This window comes from Thalassobaculum litoreum DSM 18839, assembly GCF_900102465.1.
GTDB lineage: Bacteria > Pseudomonadota > Alphaproteobacteria > Thalassobaculales > Thalassobaculaceae > Thalassobaculum > Thalassobaculum litoreum.
Window position 1 is genome coordinate 126,220 of the sequence record NZ_FNBW01000009.1, and the last position, 15,780, is coordinate 141,999.

A 15,780-nucleotide genomic window follows, 5' to 3' on the forward strand; every position below is an offset into this window, starting at 1 on the left:
TTTTCGTCGATCCACGGAACCACAACGAAGGCATGACGTTTACCTGTCGAGCGGACGGCCTACCCCCCGAGTTATCCAACGGGCCGACCGCGAGACACTCACACGACGCCTCTCACGAGGTTAACTGGAGGTACGTTATGAAGCGCAACGCCCTGACCCTGAGCCTGATCGCCGGTGCGTCCATGCTGGCCCTCGCCGGCAACCCGGCGATCGCCGGGTCGACGTCTGCCGAGACCAATGCCAATGGCACCGTGAAGACGGACCACATCAAGGCCGACGGTCAGACCGGGACCGAGATCAAGAAGGACATGGACAAGGCCGGCGAGGTCGCCAAGGAGACCGCGAACACCGTGGGTGCCGCTGCGGCAACAGCCGCCACGGCCACCGAGACGAAGATCCGCGAGCTTCTGTCCGGCGACCAGATCACCGAGATCGAGGGCACCGCGGTGCGTGACGCCAACGGCGACTCGATCGGCGAGATCGACGAGGTCGTCCGCGGCAAGTCCGACAACGTCCTGTACTTCGTGACCGATGTGGGCGGCTTCCTGGGCCTGGGTGAGCGCGAAGTCGTGATCCCGGCCAGCGAGTTCACCCGCGCCGACGATCACTTCATCCTGAACAGCGCCACGAAGGCCGAGCTGGAGACCCGCGAGCAGTTCAGCGAGGACCGCTACGTCGAGGTTGAGGTCAATGCCGACGGTACGATCGTCGCCGACTGATCCGGCCTGAACGGCTCAAAAAAAGAGGCGGCCGCCCATTGGGGCGGCCGTTTTCTTTTGCGCGTGCCATGCGGATCAGGCGTCCGCCGGGATCTCCATGCCGCGCTGCACTGCCGGACGCGCCATCAGCGCATCGAACCAGCGCTTGACGTTCGGGTAGTCGGCCAGATCGACCTTCTGCCAATCGTAGCGCGCGACCCAGGGCAGGATGGCGATGTCGGCGATGGAGTATTCGTTGTTGGCGACATAGTCGACGCCCTCCAGCCGCGCGTTCAGCACGCCGTAGAGCCGGCGGCACTCCTTGCCGTAGCGTTCCTTGCCGTAGGGCACATCGACCTTGGCGGCCCGCTCGAAGTGATGGACCTGGCCGAAAATCGGTCCGATGCCGCCCATCTGCCACATCAGCCACTGGATGACCTCGTAGCGCTTGGCGGTGTCCTGCGGCATCAGCTTGCCCGACTTCTCCGCCAGGTACATGAGGATCGCGCCGGACTCGATGACCGTGAAGGGCTTGCCGTCCGGCCCCTCGGTATCGACGATCGCCGGGATCTTCGAGTTCGGATTGATGGCGATGTATTCCGGCGTGAACTGGACGTCCTGGCCGATCGGGATCGGATGCACGTTGTACGGCACCCCGATCTCCTCGAGCATGATCGACGCCTTGCGCCCGTTCGAGGTCTTCCAGGTATAGAGTTCGATCATCGGTGTTTCCCCCTGTGCGCGGATTTCCGTTGCGGCGACCTTAGCGAGTGGCGGGCGGACGCGTAAGGCGCGAAGTATGAACGCTCCGTCAGCACCGGTCTCCGGATCGCGCCCCACCGCAGTCGCTCAGTACGCGTCCTCGAAATCGAACCCCTGCAGGATCATGGCGACCGAGCCGTCGGGGCCGGCCAGCGGCATATCGATGGACTCCGCCGCGACATGGGGCTTCCGCGAATGGGCCATGTTGCCGAACATCCGCAACGGTCGCCGCTCGTCGATCACCCGCCGGAAATGCTGCCTGAGACGGTTCCAGTAGACGGGCTCGTAGACCTCGTCGAGATAGCTGCCGGTCGCATCCCGCCCGACCGCCAGGGTCACCCGGGTACCCAGCAGGCGGAAGCGCAGCCGGAACGGGTCCGGCTCGACATCGAGCAGCACCACCCGGCCGCCGAAACCCATGAACTCCTCCGCGGTGAACGCCTCCCGAGCCGGCACCCCGGTTCCGACCCGTCGCCGCACCCACATCGCCAGAAGCCGGCGCAGTTCTCCCGAGCGCAGCGCGTTCGACTCGTCGATCTGCCACCAGCCGTCGAGCGGTATCTGCATCCCCTCCCCCAACCTGTGCGATCGTCCCGCGGACATCCCGATAGGGATCGGAAGTCAGCCGGCTGAAAGCTTCAAGTAATCAGAAAGTGTGGCTGCGAGGCAAAACGACCAGCCCTGTGGACGGCTCGGTCAGCGGCGATCCAAGGTGATCGTATCGGCCGCGGCGTCCCAGCCGACCCTCACACGATCGCAGAGCCCGTCGTCGATGGCCAGGGTCGCCGGGTCCTCGAAAGCGAGGGAGGCGGCCGGCTGGCAGAGTGCGTACTGGGTGTCGTTCGCCACCGGGATGTCCCAGGCCCGCAGCGTTCCCTCTTGCAACTGCACCAGATGATAGTTGGTCAGCTCGGTGTCCCAGTTGCGGCTGTAACCGCCGATCCACTGCTCCTCGACCCCGCCGCCATCGAGATCCCCCCGGGCGATCGCATGGCCCATCCAGTCGACGCGCGGCCAGCGCAGCATCACCGCGCTCAGGAGCTCGCCGGCCATCCGGTCCGTATGCACGGGGGCGTGGTCGTCGAGCACCTGCCGCGGCACCAGCGGCCAGGTGTCCGGCTCGACCCAGTCTCCGTCGCATTCGAACTTCGCCCGGTATTCCGCGATCCGCACCACCGGTCCGGTGAGGTCGTAGGCGACATGCTCGCCGCAATCGCCGATGCCGCGTCCCTTGTAGACCAGGGAGATCCGCCGCTCGCTCACCTCGCTGGCAAGGCCGGTGAGCCAGGGCTGAAAGGCGATATAGGGCCAGGGCGTCTGCTCGCCCTCGCGCCACACGGGGAAGGCCAGCAGGGTCGAGGTCAGCGCCCCGTCCCGCTCCTCGATCCGCAGCGCCACCTCGGTCGACTGATAGGCATGGTGCTCGCACAGGGCGATGGCGAGCCAGACCCCATCGGCCAAGTCCGAGACCCAGACATTCTCGTCGGGCGCGGCCTGGAACAGCTCCTCGCGAGAGACGGTACAGGGTTCGGGCAGGGTCAGCAGGCCGGCGGCGGCAAGCGATTGCGGCGTCGGATCCGCCGCCTGGGCGCCCGCGGCCGCGAGCAGACCCGCAAGCCCGAAAGCAAGACGGCGGCCCCACCGGGGGGCCGCCGCCAGGATGTCGCAACCGCGCAAGGGCTTACGCCGCCTTCTGCTTCGCCTGCTGGATCAGATCCCAGATAACCAGCGGCGTCGCCGGCATGTCGATATGGGTGATGCCGGTGGTCGCGTGCAGGGCATCGACCAGGGCGCTGATCACCGCCGGCGGGGCGCCGATCGCCCCCGCCTCGCCCGATCCCTTGATGCCGAGCGGGTTGGTGGTGCAGCGCACGTTGTGCAGGTTGAAGTCGAACATCGGGACCAGATCGGCGCGCGGCATGCCGTAATCCATGAACGAGCCGGTCACGAGCTGGCCGGAGCCCTCCTCGTAGACGGTGTGCTCGGTCAGCGCCTGGCCGACGCCCTGGACGATGCCGCCATGCACCTGACCGGCCAGCATCAGCGGATTGATCGTCTCGCCGAAGTCGTCGACGATCGTGTAGCGCTCGATCTCGACGGTGCCGGTGTCGGGATCGACCTCCAGCTCGACGATGTGGCAGCCGTTCGGATAGGTCGCCGCCTCCGGCGTCCGCTTGTGGCTGTCGTCCAGGCCGGGGGTCATGCCCTCGTCCAGGTTGGCGGCGTCCTTGGCCGCCTTGGCGACGTCCATGATGGTCATGGACTTGTCGGTGCCGGCCACGGTGAAGACGCCGTCGGAGAACTCGATATCGGCGGCCGCCGCCTCCATGGCATTGGCGGCGATCTTCTTGCCCTTCTCGAGGATCTGGCGACCCGCCAGCAGAACCGCGGCCCCGCCGACCGGTACCGAGCGCGACCCGCCGGTCATGCCCGGCGGCACGGTGTCGGTATCGCCCTGGATGACCTTGATGTCGCCGCCTTCGACGCCGATCGTGTCGGACAGGATCTGGGCATAGGCGGTCTCGTGGCCCTGGCCGTTCGACTGGGTGCCGATACGGATCTCGACCTTGCCCTCGTCGGTGAAGCGCACGTCCGCCGTCTCCGGGTTACCGCCGCCGCATTTCTCGATGTAGTAGCCCATGCCGATGCCGCGCAGCTTGCCGCGACCGGCGGCCTCCTTGCGGCGCTCCTCGAACGACGCCCAGCCGGACTTCTCCATGCACTCTTCCATCAGCGTCTGGAACTCGCCGCTGTCGTACACGTTGCCGAGCGGCGTGGTGTAGGGCATGGCTTCCGGCGGGATGAAGTTGCGGCGGCGCACCTCGTCGGGGGTCAGCCCCATCTCCTGGCCGACCACGTCGACGACCCGCTCGATCAGATAGGCCGCCTCCGGCCGCCCGGCGCCCCGGTAGGCATCCGTCGGGGTGGTGTTGTTCAGCACGCCCAGCACGTTCACGTACACCTGCGGAACCTTGTAGACGCCCGACAGCATGTGGGTGCCCGCATTGGTCGGGATGAAGGCGCCCATGTGGTGCAGGTAGCCGCCGAGTGCGGCATAGGTCTTCACCCGCAGCGCCTGGATCACGCCGTCGGCGTCGACCGCCGCCTCGGCATAGGAGATGTTGTCGCGGCCCTGGGCGTCGGTCATGAAGGCTTCCGAGCGGTCCGGCAGGTTGCGCACGGCCCGCTTCAGCTTGCGCGAGGCCCAGGTGCACAGCGCCTGTTCCGGATACAGGAAGATCTTCATGCCGAAGCCGCCGCCGACATCGGTGGTGCGGCAGCGCAGCTTGGCCGGGTCGATGTTCAGGACCTTCTCGGCCAGCAGGGTCTGGAACACATGCGGACCCTGGGTGGACGACCACAGGGTCGAGCGGTCGGTCTCCGGATCGTACTCGGCGACGACCGGACGGACCTCCATGGAGTTGACGACGATGCGGTTGTTGACGATCCGCACCTCGACCTTCTTGTGGGCGCTGTCGAAGGCGGAATCGACCGCCGCCTTGTCGCCGCTCTCCCAGTCGAAGGCGACGTTGTTGGGAATGTGGTCGAACAGCTGCGGCGCGCCGTCCTTGGTCGCGCCTTCGGTGTCGACCGTGGCGTCCAACTCCTCGAAGTCGAACTCGATCAGCTCGGCCGCGTCGCGCGCCTGGATCGCGGTCTCAGCGACGATGAAGGCGACCGGCTCGCCCACATGACGGACCTTGCCGACCGCCAGGATCGGGCGCGGCGTGTCGGCGCGCGGGCTGCCGTCGCGGTTGGTCACCGGCGGCACGCAGGGCAGGTCGCCCAGGCCGTCGGCCTTCACATCCTCGCCGGTATAGACGGCGACGACGCCCGGCGCGTCCTTGGCCGCCGAGGTATCGATGGATGTGATCACCGCATGGGCAACGGGCGAGCGCAGGACATAGGACGCCAACGCGCCCTCGACCTCGATGTCGTCGGTATACAGGCCGGTGCCCTTGAGCAGCCGGTTGTCCTCCACGCGCTTCACGCCTTGTCCGATTGCGAACTTCACCATGTCGCCAGTCTCCGCTGCAGTCTGGTTGGAAGGGCCGGCCCGGCGGGGCAACCCGAGTTGCTGGTTGGGCCGAACGGACCCGGATACGAAACTACCCTGGGGCCTCCTCGACGCGTGCGCGCATCCTAGAAACCCTGCCCGCTCGCACTCAAGGACGAATTCAGTTAGCAATGAGTTAGACGCACTTCACCGGATGACCATCCCCGTGTCCAGTTCCTCCCCGCAGGCGGCACCGATCGACCCGGCGCCGCCCAGCCTCTCCGCGCCGAAGCGCCCCACACCCGGCTCCGCCACGCCGCTGGCCGTCGCCCTGTTGGCGATGCTGGCCGTGCTCTGGGGCTTCAACTGGCCGATCATGAAGGTGGGGCTGGCCGAGGTGCCGCCCTGGGTGTTCCGGGGCTCGGCCAGCGTGGTGTCCGGTTTCGGCCTGTTCGCCGTGGCGATGATCGGCCGGCATTCGCTGAAGATTCCCCGCGACAAATGGCGTCCGCTGTTTCTGTCGGGGATCCTGAACATGGCGCTGTGGAACATCCTGGTTCTGTATGGAATCGACCTGATGGACGCTGGCCGTGCCGGGATCCTGGCCTATACCATGCCGCTCTGGGCGACCCTGGTCGGCGCCTTCGTGCTGAAGGACCGTCTGGGAATCCGGGCCATCGTCGGGCTGTCCCTGGGCCTTGCCGGCATGGCGCTGCTGTTTTCGGTCGACGCCAAGTCGCTGGCCGGCCCGCCGCTGGGGCCGATCCTGGTGGTCGCCGCCGCCTTCTGCTGGGGGGCGGGCACGGTGGTTGTGAAGCATGCCGGTTTCACCCAGCCGGTCACCGTGGTCTGCGGCTGGCAGCACCTGATCGGCGCGGTCCCGGTCCTGATCATCGCCGTTTTCTGGGACCTCGACAACATGGGCGAGGTGACGCTCTGGCCGGCCATGGCGGTGCTCTACAACATGACGATCACCGGCATCCTCTGCTATTGGGCCTATTTCAAGGTGGTGTCGCTGCTGCCCGTGGTGGCCTCCACGGTCGGCACGCTCATGGTCCCCGTGGTCGGCGTCTTCGCCAACGCGCTGATCTTCGGGGTGCGGCCGCAATGGGTGGATTACGCCGCCCTGCTCTGCGTCGCGGCGGCCGTGTTCCTGGTGATGACCCGACGCAACCGTTAGCCGGTCATCACCGCGTTCAGCGCCGTCAGCACCGACATGGTGAACACGAAGAACACCGCGACATAGATCAGGTTCGGGCTGATCGCCAGGCCGAGCGGTCGCACGCCGAACAGGCGGCCCGCCGTCACCACGGTCAGCGAGCTGATCGAGCTCATCGCTCCCATGCCCCAGCCGAACAGCATCGCCGTCATCAGCGGCAGATGGGCAACCGCCAGGTCGCTGCTGGTCACCGCCACCATCATCACCGTGCCAGTGATCATCGGATGCACGCCCATCAGGGCGAACAGCACCATGGCTCCCGCCACCGCCGACAGGGCGGCCCAGGCCGGCAGATGGTCGGCGATCCAGGGCGCCATCACCTCAAGGATCGGCGGCGCGGTCTCCGCCAGCGTTCCCAGCACGAGGGAGATCGAGACGATCAGCAGGTCGTCCCCCATGGTCGCCATCGCCCCCTTGGTGTCGCCATAGACCTCGGCGACGCGGTGCGGCTGCTGGATCAGGTGGATGGCGCAGAGCACCGGCATGACCATCAGCACCGCCCCCAGGGTGCTGATCGGGAAGATCTGCGAGGCGGCGACCACCAGTCCGCCGACCACGACCATCAGCAGGCCGATCGGGGCGAGGCAGGCCAGCCCCCGGCGCACGGCGTCCAGGCTGAGCGGCCGGGCGAAGATCAGCAGCGAGATGATCAGCCCGCAGACCGCCATCGACCCGCCCAGCAGAAACGCCTGCCAGACCGGCACCTCCGGCACATAGGTATAGGCGACCGCGAAGCCCACCAGGAACGGCGAATAGAGCGCCACGGTGTTCATGCCGCGCAGCGACGCCAGGGCGGACGACCGGCGCTGCTTCTCGCCGGCATCGTCGGGAATCACCGAGGCCATGAAGGCGAAGGAGCCGGTGTTCAGCACCGCCCCAAAGGCATGGGCGCCGAACAGCAAACCGATCCCCGACAGCCGCTCCGGCAGCGCCGCGATCCGGTGCTGGGCGGTGCGCACCGCCGGCAGGCCGCGGGCGATCGTCCGGGTCATCGCCAGGGTCGGCAGCATGCCGGCGAAGATCAGCGTCCGGTCGAGTCCGCGCAGCATCTCGCCCGGATCGGCCCCGGCCCAGAGCAGGAGCGCGCCGAGTCCGGCGATCAGCGCGGACACGGCCAGCGTCTCCCGGCGCGCGTCGAGCAGCGACAGCACGACCACCACGCCGAGCGCGCTCGCCGCGACGGTATGAAGCCAGCCGATATCGACCCAGAGCAGGACCAGTGCGGCCAGCCAGATCGCCAGAAGGACGGGCGGGCGCCAGCGCCGGTTCAAAGCGGAGATTGTCATCGGGTAGACGGTCGCCCAAAGTTTTGTGCAACGCAACGGACCAACACGCCGCAGAGAAGCGGCGGTGCCGCATCAGAGGGAGGAATTCAATGGCCGGCAGGCTGACGGGTAAACGCGCGCTGGTGATGGGGGCCGGGTCGTCCGGTCCGGGCTGGGGCAACGGCAAGGCGACGGCGGTGCTGTTCGCCCGCGAGGGGGCCAAGGTCGTCTGCGCCGACGTGAACGGCGCGGCGGCGCAAGAGACGGCGGCCATCATCGAAGGCGAAGGCGGCGCGGCGGTGGCCGAGACCTGCGACGTCACCGACTCCGATCAGGTCGCCGGCGTCGTGAGCCGGATGGTCGAGCGCTGGGGCGGGATCGACATCCTCCACAACAATGTCGGCATCGCCAAGATGGGCGGGCCGGTGGAACTGTCGGAGGACGACTGGCATCGGGTGATGGACGTGAACCTCACCGGCGTGTTCCTCGCCTGCAAACACGTGCTGCCGCATATGCTGGAGGCCGGCCGGGGCGCGATCGTCAACGTCTCCTCGATCGCCGGCTTCCGATATGTGGGCTATCCCTATGCCAGCTACTACGCGTCCAAGGGCGGGCTGAATCAGCTCACGGTCGGCCTCGCCCTGCAATACGCGGCCCAGGGCATCCGGGCGAACGTGGTGATGCCGGGGCTGATGGACACCCCGCTGATCCGCACCCAGATCGCCGGGCAATATGCCGATATCGACGCGATGATCCGCGAGCGGGACGCGAAGTCTCCCACCGGCAAGATGGGCGACGCCTGGGATGTGGCGCACGCCGCCCTGTTCCTCGCCAGCGACGAGGCGAAGTACATCAACGGGGTGTGCCTGCCGGTCGATGGCGGACATCACATGAAGGTGGGGTAACCCACCGGCCCCTCTCCCACCTCTCCCCCCTTACTCCCCGAACTTGTTCCGGGGAGTAAGGGGAGGAACAGCGTGACCCCGCCCCATCCCTCCGACGGCGTCTTATTTGTATATACATAATAGCCGAACGACCGTATTCTCCCCTTACGACGCACCCGTGAGCGCTGGAGGCAGGTCATGAGCATCACGCTGGTTCCCGGAGAGGCCACCCTCGACACGCTGGAGCGGATCTGGCGCAGCGACGCGGCCCTCACCCTCGACCCCGCCGCCCGACCCTGCGTTGAGGCCGCCGCCGCGCTGGTCCGCAAGGCGGCGTCGGAGGATGCCGCCGTCTATGGCGTGAACACCGGCTTCGGCAAGCTGGCGACGGTCAAGATCAAGCCCTCGGACACCGCCACCCTGCAGCGCAACCTGATCCTCAGCCATTGCTGCGGCGTCGGCGACACGCTGGATTCGGCCACCACCCGTCTGATGATGGCGCTGAAGCTGCTGTCGCTCGGCCGCGGCGCCTCCGGCGTGCCATGGAGTACCGTGCAGCTCATCCAGGACATGCTGAACGCCGGCGTCCTGCCGGTGGTGCCCGACCAGGGCTCCGTCGGCGCGTCCGGCGACCTCGCCCCGCTGGCCCACATGGCCGCCGCGATGATCGGCGAAGGAACCGCCATCTATAAAGGCGAGACCCTCCCCGCCGCCGAGGCCCTGAAGCGGGCCGGGCTCGCCCCCATCGTGCTGGGACCGAAGGAAGGACTGGCGCTGATCAACGGCACCCAGTTCTCCACCGCCCTGGCCCTGACCGGCCTGTTCCGGGCCTGGCGCAACGCCCGCGCCGCAATCGTCTCGTCGTCGCTGTCGACCGACGCGATCATGGGCTCCACCGCCCCGCTGGTGGACGCGATCCATACGCTGCGCGGCCATCGCGGCCAGATCGACGTCGCCCGCGCCCAGGCCTTCCTGATGGCCGGCAGCCAGATCCGCGAGAGCCACCGCGAAGGCGACACCCGCGTCCAGGACCCCTACTGCATCCGCTGTCAGGCCCAGGTGACCGGGGCAGCGGTCGATCTGCTGCGCTTCGCCGGCGGCACGCTGCAGATCGAGGCCAACGCGGTCACCGACAACCCGCTTGTACTGGTGGAGGAAGGGCTGATCGTGTCCGGCGGCAACTTCCACGCCGAGCCGGTGGGTTTCGCCGCCGACCAGATCGCGCTGGCCGTCGCCGAGATCGGCGCCATCGCCCAGCGCCGGGTGGCGCTGATGGTGGACCCGACCCTGAGCTTCGACCTGCCGCCGTTCCTCACCCCGGACCCGGGGTTGAATTCCGGCCTGATGATCGCCGAGGTCACGACGGCTGCGCTGATGAGCGAGAACAAGCACATGGCCAATCCGTGCACCACGGATTCCACGCCGACCTCGGCCAATCAGGAGGACCATGTCAGCATGGCCGCCCATGGTGCCCGGCGGCTGGCCAAGATGAACGCCAACCTGAACGTCATCCTCGGCGTCGAGCTGATGTGCGCCGCCCAGGGCATCGAGTTCCGCGCGCCGCTGACGACCAGCCCGGCGCTGGCGGCGGTGATGAAGCGGGTGCGCGCGACCATCCCCGCCATCGTCGAAGACCGCATGCTGGCCCCCGATATCGAGGCCGCCGCCGCCCTGGTTGCCGACGGTGTCCTGACCGACGCCGTCGATCTTCCCGTCACCTGAACCGCCCTCACCCGACCTTGGAGGTGCTGCCATGACCAACGCCCGCCACAACATCCGCGACGTCTATCCCGCCACCGGCACCGAGATCACCGCCAAGTCCTGGCTGACCGAGGCGCCGATGCGGATGCTGATGAACAACCTGCATCCCGACGTGGCCGAGAACCCGCACGAGCTGGTGGTCTATGGCGGCATCGGCCGGGCGGCGCGCACCTGGGAGGATTTCGACCGCATCGTCGCCAGCCTGAAGAACCTGGAGGACGACGAGACCCTGCTGGTGCAGTCGGGCAAGCCGGTCGGCATCTTCCGCACCCATGCCGACGCGCCGCGCGTACTGATCGCCAACTCGAATATCGTTCCGCACTGGGCGACCTGGGATCACTTCAACGAGCTCGATCACAAGGGGCTGATGATGTACGGCCAGATGACGGCCGGCTCCTGGATCTATATCGGCAGCCAGGGGATCGTGCAGGGCACCTACGAGACCTTCGCCGAGGCCGGCCGCCAGCATTACGGCGGCTCGCTGAAGGGCCGCTGGATCCTGACCGGCGGGCTGGGTGGCATGGGCGGCGCGCAGCCGCTGGCCGCCGTCTTCGCCGGCGCCTGCTGCCTTGCCGTCGAATGCGACGAGACCCGCGCCGATTTCCGGCTGCGCACCCGATATGTGGACGAGAAGACCCACTCGCTGGACGAGGCGCTGGCGATGATCGAACGCTGGACCGCAGCCGGAGAGGCCAAGTCCGTCGCCCTGATCGGCAACGCCGCCGACGTGTTCCCGGAGCTGGTGCGGCGCGGCGTGCGGCCCGACATCGTCACCGACCAGACCAGCGCCCACGATCCGATCAACGGCTACCTGCCCAAGGGCTGGTCCGTCGCCGAGTGGCGCGACAAGCGCGAGACCGCGCCGAAGGAAGTGGAGAAGGCCGCCCGCGCCTCCATGAAGGAGCATGTGGCGGCGATGGTCGACTTCTGGAACGCCGGGGTGCCGACCCTCGACTACGGCAACAACATCCGGCAGGTGGCGCTGGAGGAAGGGCTGGAGAACGCCTTCGCCTTCCCCGGCTTCGTGCCTGCCTATATCCGCCCGCTGTTCTGCCGCGGCATCGGCCCGTTCCGCTGGTGCGCGCTGTCCGGCGATCCGGAGGACATCTACAAGACCGACGCCAAGGTGAAGGAGCTGACCGACGATCCGCACCTGCACCAGTGGCTGGACATGGCCCGCGAGCGGATCAGCTTCCAGGGCCTGCCCGCCCGCATCTGCTGGGTCGGGCTGGGGGTCCGCCACAAGCTCGGCCTCGCCTTCAACGCGATGGTGCGCAGCGGCGAGCTGAAGGCGCCGGTGGTGATCGGCCGCGACCACCTGGACAGCGGCTCGGTCGCCAGCCCGAACCGGGAGACCGAGGCGATGAAGGACGGCAGCGACGCGGTCTCCGACTGGCCGTTGCTGAACGCCCTGCTGAACACCGCCTCGGGGGCGACCTGGGTCAGCCTGCACCATGGCGGCGGGGTCGGCATCGGCTTCAGCCAGCATGCCGGCATGGTGATCTGCTGCGACGGCACCGAGACGGCCGACAGGCGGCTGGAGCGCGTTCTGTGGAACGACCCGGCCAGCGGCGTGATGCGCCACGCCGACGCGGGCTACGAGATCGCGGTCGAGTGCGCGCGCGAGCATCAGCTTCGGCTCCCAGGGATTCTGGGGGATTAGCCCGGGACGTCGGGAGGAAGATCCGGCCACTCGTCCGTCAGGATGACGGGAGGGGCATGTCCCGAGCCCCTACCGTCGCTCCGACTTCAGCGAGAACAGCGCGCCCGGGTGCAGCATCGAGGCATGGGTGATCGGCCGGTCGCCGAGCCGCGACACACGCTCGATCCGCAGCAGCGCCGTCCCCGCCGCGACCTCCAACGCCTCGGCCGCCCGACCATCGGCGGCGAGGGCGGAGATCTCGTGGTCGACGCCGGTATAGGGCACGTTCTCCAGCAGCCAGTGATTGGCGCTGACTTCCGAGAAATCCACGTCCAGCGCCGCCGGCACCTGCGCCAGATTGATCCAGCGGGTGTCGTGCTGGAACACCCGGCCGTCGGCCCAGTGGCGCCCCACGACGTTCAGGTGCCGCTCGCCCTGCGCCGCGCCGAGCGCCTCGGCGATGACCGCGGCCGGGGCGGCGTGGCGCCGGGTCAGCAGCTCGTAGCGATAGGCGAAGCCGCGCCCCTCGATCTCCTCGCGTACCGAGGGGATGCGGATCAGCACGCCACCGCCATCCCGGGGCGCGACCTGGGTGCCGGCCCGGCGTCGGCGCACCACCAGCCCCTCGTCCGCCAGCTCCCGCAGGGCGCGATGGGCGGTCAGGCGCGAGCAGTTGAAGTCGGCGGCAATCTGCTCCTCGCCGGGCACCATATCGCCGGCCAGCAGCGCGCCGGACTCGATCTTCGCCCGCAGCGCGTCCTTCACAAGTTGATAGATCGGCGTATCCGCCACGGCATTTGTCTTTACAAATTGAACCCGACATCCGGTATAGGCGCTGCCGTCCTAGGGCGCCAGCACCAGCTTGATGATCAGCCCGACCACGCCGACCGTCACCACGCCGGCCAGCCACAGGCCGACGAACCAGGCCAGCCGCCGCAGCCGGCTGCCGTCACGGGGACCGTACTTGCCGCCGCTCAATGGTAGCCCTCTCCCGCCCGGACCTTTCCGCGGAACACGCTGTAGGCGTAGATCGTGTAGGCCAGGATGATGGGCAGCAACACGGCGGTGCCGACCAGCAGGAAGCCGAGGCTCTCGTCCGGTGCGGCGGCGTCCCAGATCGACACCGAGGGCGGCACGATGTTCGGGTAGAAGCTGATACCGAGCCCGACGAAACACAGCACGAACAGGATCTGCGCCGAGATGAACGGCTGGTAGTCGCGCCGCCGCAGCAGCCCCCAGCCCAGGCTCAGCACCGTCAGGCCGGTCAGCACCGGCACCGGCGCCGCCCAGAGCAGCCAGGGCAGCGAGAACCAGCGCTCCATGTAAACGGGGTCCAGGAACGGCGTCCACAGGCTGACCGCGCCGACCATGACGACCGTCCCGATCGCCGCCGGCCAGGCGATGCGGAAGCCGTGATCCCGCACCCCGTCCTCGGTCTTCATCACCAGCCAGGTCGCGCCGAGCAGCGCGTATCCGATCGCCACCGCAACGCCGCAGAGCAGGCTGAACGGCGTGAGCCAGTCCCACCAGCCGCCGGCATAGGCGCGGTTCTCGACCTCGATCCCCTGCACCAGGGCGCCCAGGATGATGCCCTGGGACAGGGCGGCGACCAGCGAGCCGAGGGTGAAGGACCAGTCCCACACCCGCTTCCAGCGCACCGTCTTCCAGCGGAACTCGAAGGCCACCCCGCGGAACACCAGGCCGAGCAGCATGGCCGTCACCGGCGCGTAGACCGCCGGCATCAGCACCGCATAGGCCAACGGGAAGACGGCGAACAGCCCGCCGCCGCCGAGCACCAGCCAGGTCTCGTTGCCGTCCCAGACCGGGGCGACGGTGTTCATGGCCACGTCCCGCTCGCCCTCGTCCGACAGGAACGGGAAGACCAGGCCGATGCCGAGGTCGAACCCATCCAGGACCACATAGAGCAGGACGGCGGTGGCGATCAGCAGGGCCCAGATCAGGGCGAGATCCATCTCCATGACGCTCACTCCTCCCCCGGGGCGCCGGGACCGGCCGCGCCGGCCTGGGCCATGCCGGCGGCACGGACCGGTTCGTCTTCGTTCAGCCCCGGCTCATTGTCATGCGGTGCGGCGTTCATCGACCGCAGCACGTAGTAGACGCCGGCGCCGAACACCAGGAAGTACACCACGATGAAGGCGATCAAAGACGTCGCCACCGCCGGCACGTCCATCGGCGAGGCGGAGTCCGCCGTGCGCAGCAGACCGTAGACCGTCCAGGGCTGGCGCCCCATCTCGGTGGTCACCCAGCCGGCGAGCACGGCGACAAAACCGGACGGCCCCATGACGATCGCCAGACGGTGCAGCAGGTCGGGTTCGTACAGCGTCCCGCGCCAGCGCCGCCACAGCGCCCACAGGCCGATGCCGACCATGGCGAAGCCGATCGCCACCATCAGCCGGAAGGTCCAGAACAGCACCGTGGCGTTGGGCCGGTCCTCGCGCGGCCAGTCCTTCAGCCCCTGGACCGCCCCGTCGAGATCATGGGTGAGGATCAGGCTGCCGAGCTTGGGAATGCCGATCGCGTATTTGGTCTCCTCCGCCTCCATGTCGGGCCAGCCGAACAGGTAGAGCGGCGCGCCCTCCTGGGACTCGAAGTGGCCTTCCATGGCGGCGACCTTGGCCGGCTGGTGCTCCAACGTGTTCAGCCCGTGCAGGTCGCCGGCGACGATCTGGATCGGCGCCACCACGGCCGCCATCCACATGGCCATGGAGAACATCAGCCTGGCCGGCCGGTTGTCCCGGTTGCGCAGCAGGTGCAGGGCGCCCACGGCGCCGACCACGAAGGCCGTGGTCAGATAGGCCGCCAGAACCATGTGAACGAGACGGTACGGGAAGGATGGGTTGAACACCACCGCCCACCAGTCGGCCGGCACGAACTGGCCCACATCGTTGATGGCGTAGCCCGCCGGCGTGTGCATCCAGCTGTTCACGCTGAGGATCCAGAAGGCGGAGATGAAGGTGCCGATCGCCACCATCAGGGTGGCGGCGAAGTGCAGCTTCTTGCCGACCCGCTTCAGCCCGAACAGCATGATCCCGAGGAAACCGGCCTCCAGGAAGAAGGCGGACAGCACCTCGTATCCCATCAGCGGGCCGAGCACCGGGCCGGTCTTGTCGGAGAATACGCTCCAGTTGGTGCCGAACTGGTAGCTCATGACGATGCCCGACACGACGCCCATGCCGAAGGCCACGGCGAAGATCTTCAGCCAGTACTGGAAGGTGTCGATATAGACCTGCCGGCCGGTCGCCAGCCACAGGCCCTCCAGAACCGCGAGATAGGAGGCCAGGCCGATGGAGAACGCCGGGAAGACGATGTGGAACGACACCGTGAAGGCGAACTGAAACCGGGCCAGATCGATGGCGAGCGGCAGGTCCATGCCCCGCACTCCTCGATGGTTGTCGCCGGCCCTAAGGCCCGCTGTGATCCCCCTCGTCGCACCGAAGAGCTAGTGCGGCAAGCCGGCAGGGTCCATGCGGCGTTTCATCACCGCGACAGTTTTGCCGCCATACCATGGCGGGGGAGGACGGCAATGGCAGG

Annotated in this window: 14 protein-coding genes; 5 read left to right on the plus strand and 9 right to left on the minus strand. The window is 68.0% G+C overall.

Annotated elements, in window-relative coordinates; all coding sequences use genetic code 11:
* The first annotated feature begins 137 nt into the window (after positions 1-137).
* Positions 138-719 (plus strand): PRC-barrel domain-containing protein, encoded by a 582-nt coding sequence (locus BLS34_RS15515; RefSeq protein ID WP_175474249.1) that lies wholly within the window; start codon positions 138-140, stop codon positions 717-719.
* 75 nt (positions 720-794) lie between these two features.
* Here BLS34_RS15515 and BLS34_RS15520 read toward each other — a convergent pair whose 3' ends face one another.
* The 4 genes from BLS34_RS15520 to BLS34_RS15535 form a co-directional block, all read right to left on the minus strand.
* Positions 795-1,421 carry a glutathione S-transferase family protein gene (locus BLS34_RS15520; protein WP_028794303.1) on the minus strand — a complete coding sequence of 209 codons (627 nt, stop codon included), beginning with the start codon at positions 1,419-1,421 and terminating at the stop codon, positions 795-797.
* A 126-nt stretch (positions 1,422-1,547) separates the two neighbouring features.
* Entirely contained in the window at positions 1,548-2,027 is a 480-nt protein-coding gene (locus BLS34_RS15525; RefSeq protein ID WP_175474250.1) for a PAS domain-containing protein, read from the minus strand.
* Positions 2,028-2,156: 129 nt separating this feature from the next.
* Positions 2,157-3,137 (minus strand): DUF1176 domain-containing protein, encoded by a 981-nt coding sequence (locus BLS34_RS15530; protein ID WP_093151621.1) that lies wholly within the window; start codon positions 3,135-3,137, stop codon positions 2,157-2,159.
* 4 nt (positions 3,138-3,141) lie between these two features.
* Positions 3,142-5,478: a xanthine dehydrogenase family protein molybdopterin-binding subunit gene (locus BLS34_RS15535; protein WP_093151622.1), complete on the minus strand. Its 2,337-nt coding sequence runs from the start codon at positions 5,476-5,478 to the stop codon at positions 3,142-3,144.
* Positions 5,479-5,683: 205 nt separating this feature from the next.
* On the opposite strand from BLS34_RS15535, the gene BLS34_RS15540 reads away from it, so the two are divergent.
* On the plus strand, positions 5,684-6,637 hold the full coding sequence (locus tag BLS34_RS15540; RefSeq protein ID WP_169400850.1) for a DMT family transporter: 954 nt from the start codon (positions 5,684-5,686) through the stop codon (positions 6,635-6,637).
* Here BLS34_RS15540 and BLS34_RS15545 read toward each other — a convergent pair.
* Entirely contained in the window at positions 6,634-7,962 is a 1,329-nt protein-coding gene (locus tag BLS34_RS15545; RefSeq protein WP_139189351.1) for a hypothetical protein, read from the minus strand. The genes BLS34_RS15540 and BLS34_RS15545 overlap by 4 nt on opposite strands.
* Positions 7,963-8,051: 89 nt before the next feature.
* On the opposite strand from BLS34_RS15545, the gene BLS34_RS15550 reads away from it, so the two are divergent.
* From BLS34_RS15550 to hutU, 3 genes are all read left to right on the plus strand, one after another.
* Complete coding sequence (locus tag BLS34_RS15550; protein WP_093151626.1) at positions 8,052-8,846, plus strand: SDR family NAD(P)-dependent oxidoreductase; 795 nt, start codon at positions 8,052-8,054, stop codon at positions 8,844-8,846.
* 177 nt (positions 8,847-9,023) lie between these two features.
* On the plus strand, positions 9,024-10,547 hold the full coding sequence (gene hutH, locus BLS34_RS15555) for a histidine ammonia-lyase (RefSeq protein ID WP_093151629.1): 1,524 nt from the start codon (positions 9,024-9,026) through the stop codon (positions 10,545-10,547).
* A gap of 31 nt (positions 10,548-10,578) precedes the next feature.
* Complete coding sequence (gene hutU / locus BLS34_RS15560) at positions 10,579-12,249, plus strand: urocanate hydratase (RefSeq protein ID WP_093151631.1); 1,671 nt, start codon at positions 10,579-10,581, stop codon at positions 12,247-12,249.
* 69 nt (positions 12,250-12,318) lie between these two features.
* Here the strand turns inward: hutU and BLS34_RS15565 are convergent, their stop codons facing one another.
* The 4 genes from BLS34_RS15565 to BLS34_RS15575 are packed head-to-tail and all read right to left on the minus strand — an operon-like array spanning position 12,319 to position 15,619.
* A complete protein-coding gene (locus tag BLS34_RS15565) occupies positions 12,319-13,020 on the minus strand; it encodes a histidine utilization transcriptional repressor HutC (RefSeq protein ID WP_093151634.1) in 702 nt (233 codons plus the stop codon).
* A gap of 51 nt (positions 13,021-13,071) precedes the next feature.
* A complete protein-coding gene (locus BLS34_RS26230) occupies positions 13,072-13,206 on the minus strand; it encodes a DUF2474 domain-containing protein (RefSeq protein WP_211228889.1) in 135 nt (44 codons plus the stop codon).
* Positions 13,203-14,207, minus strand: coding sequence for a cytochrome d ubiquinol oxidase subunit II (gene cydB / locus BLS34_RS15570; RefSeq protein ID WP_028794294.1), 1,005 nt, complete (start codon positions 14,205-14,207; stop codon positions 13,203-13,205). The genes BLS34_RS26230 and cydB overlap by 4 nt, the downstream gene beginning before the upstream one ends.
* 5 nt (positions 14,208-14,212) lie before the next feature.
* Positions 14,213-15,619: a cytochrome ubiquinol oxidase subunit I gene (locus tag BLS34_RS15575; protein WP_028794293.1), complete on the minus strand. Its 1,407-nt coding sequence runs from the start codon at positions 15,617-15,619 to the stop codon at positions 14,213-14,215.
* Positions 15,620-15,780 lie beyond the last annotated feature (161 nt).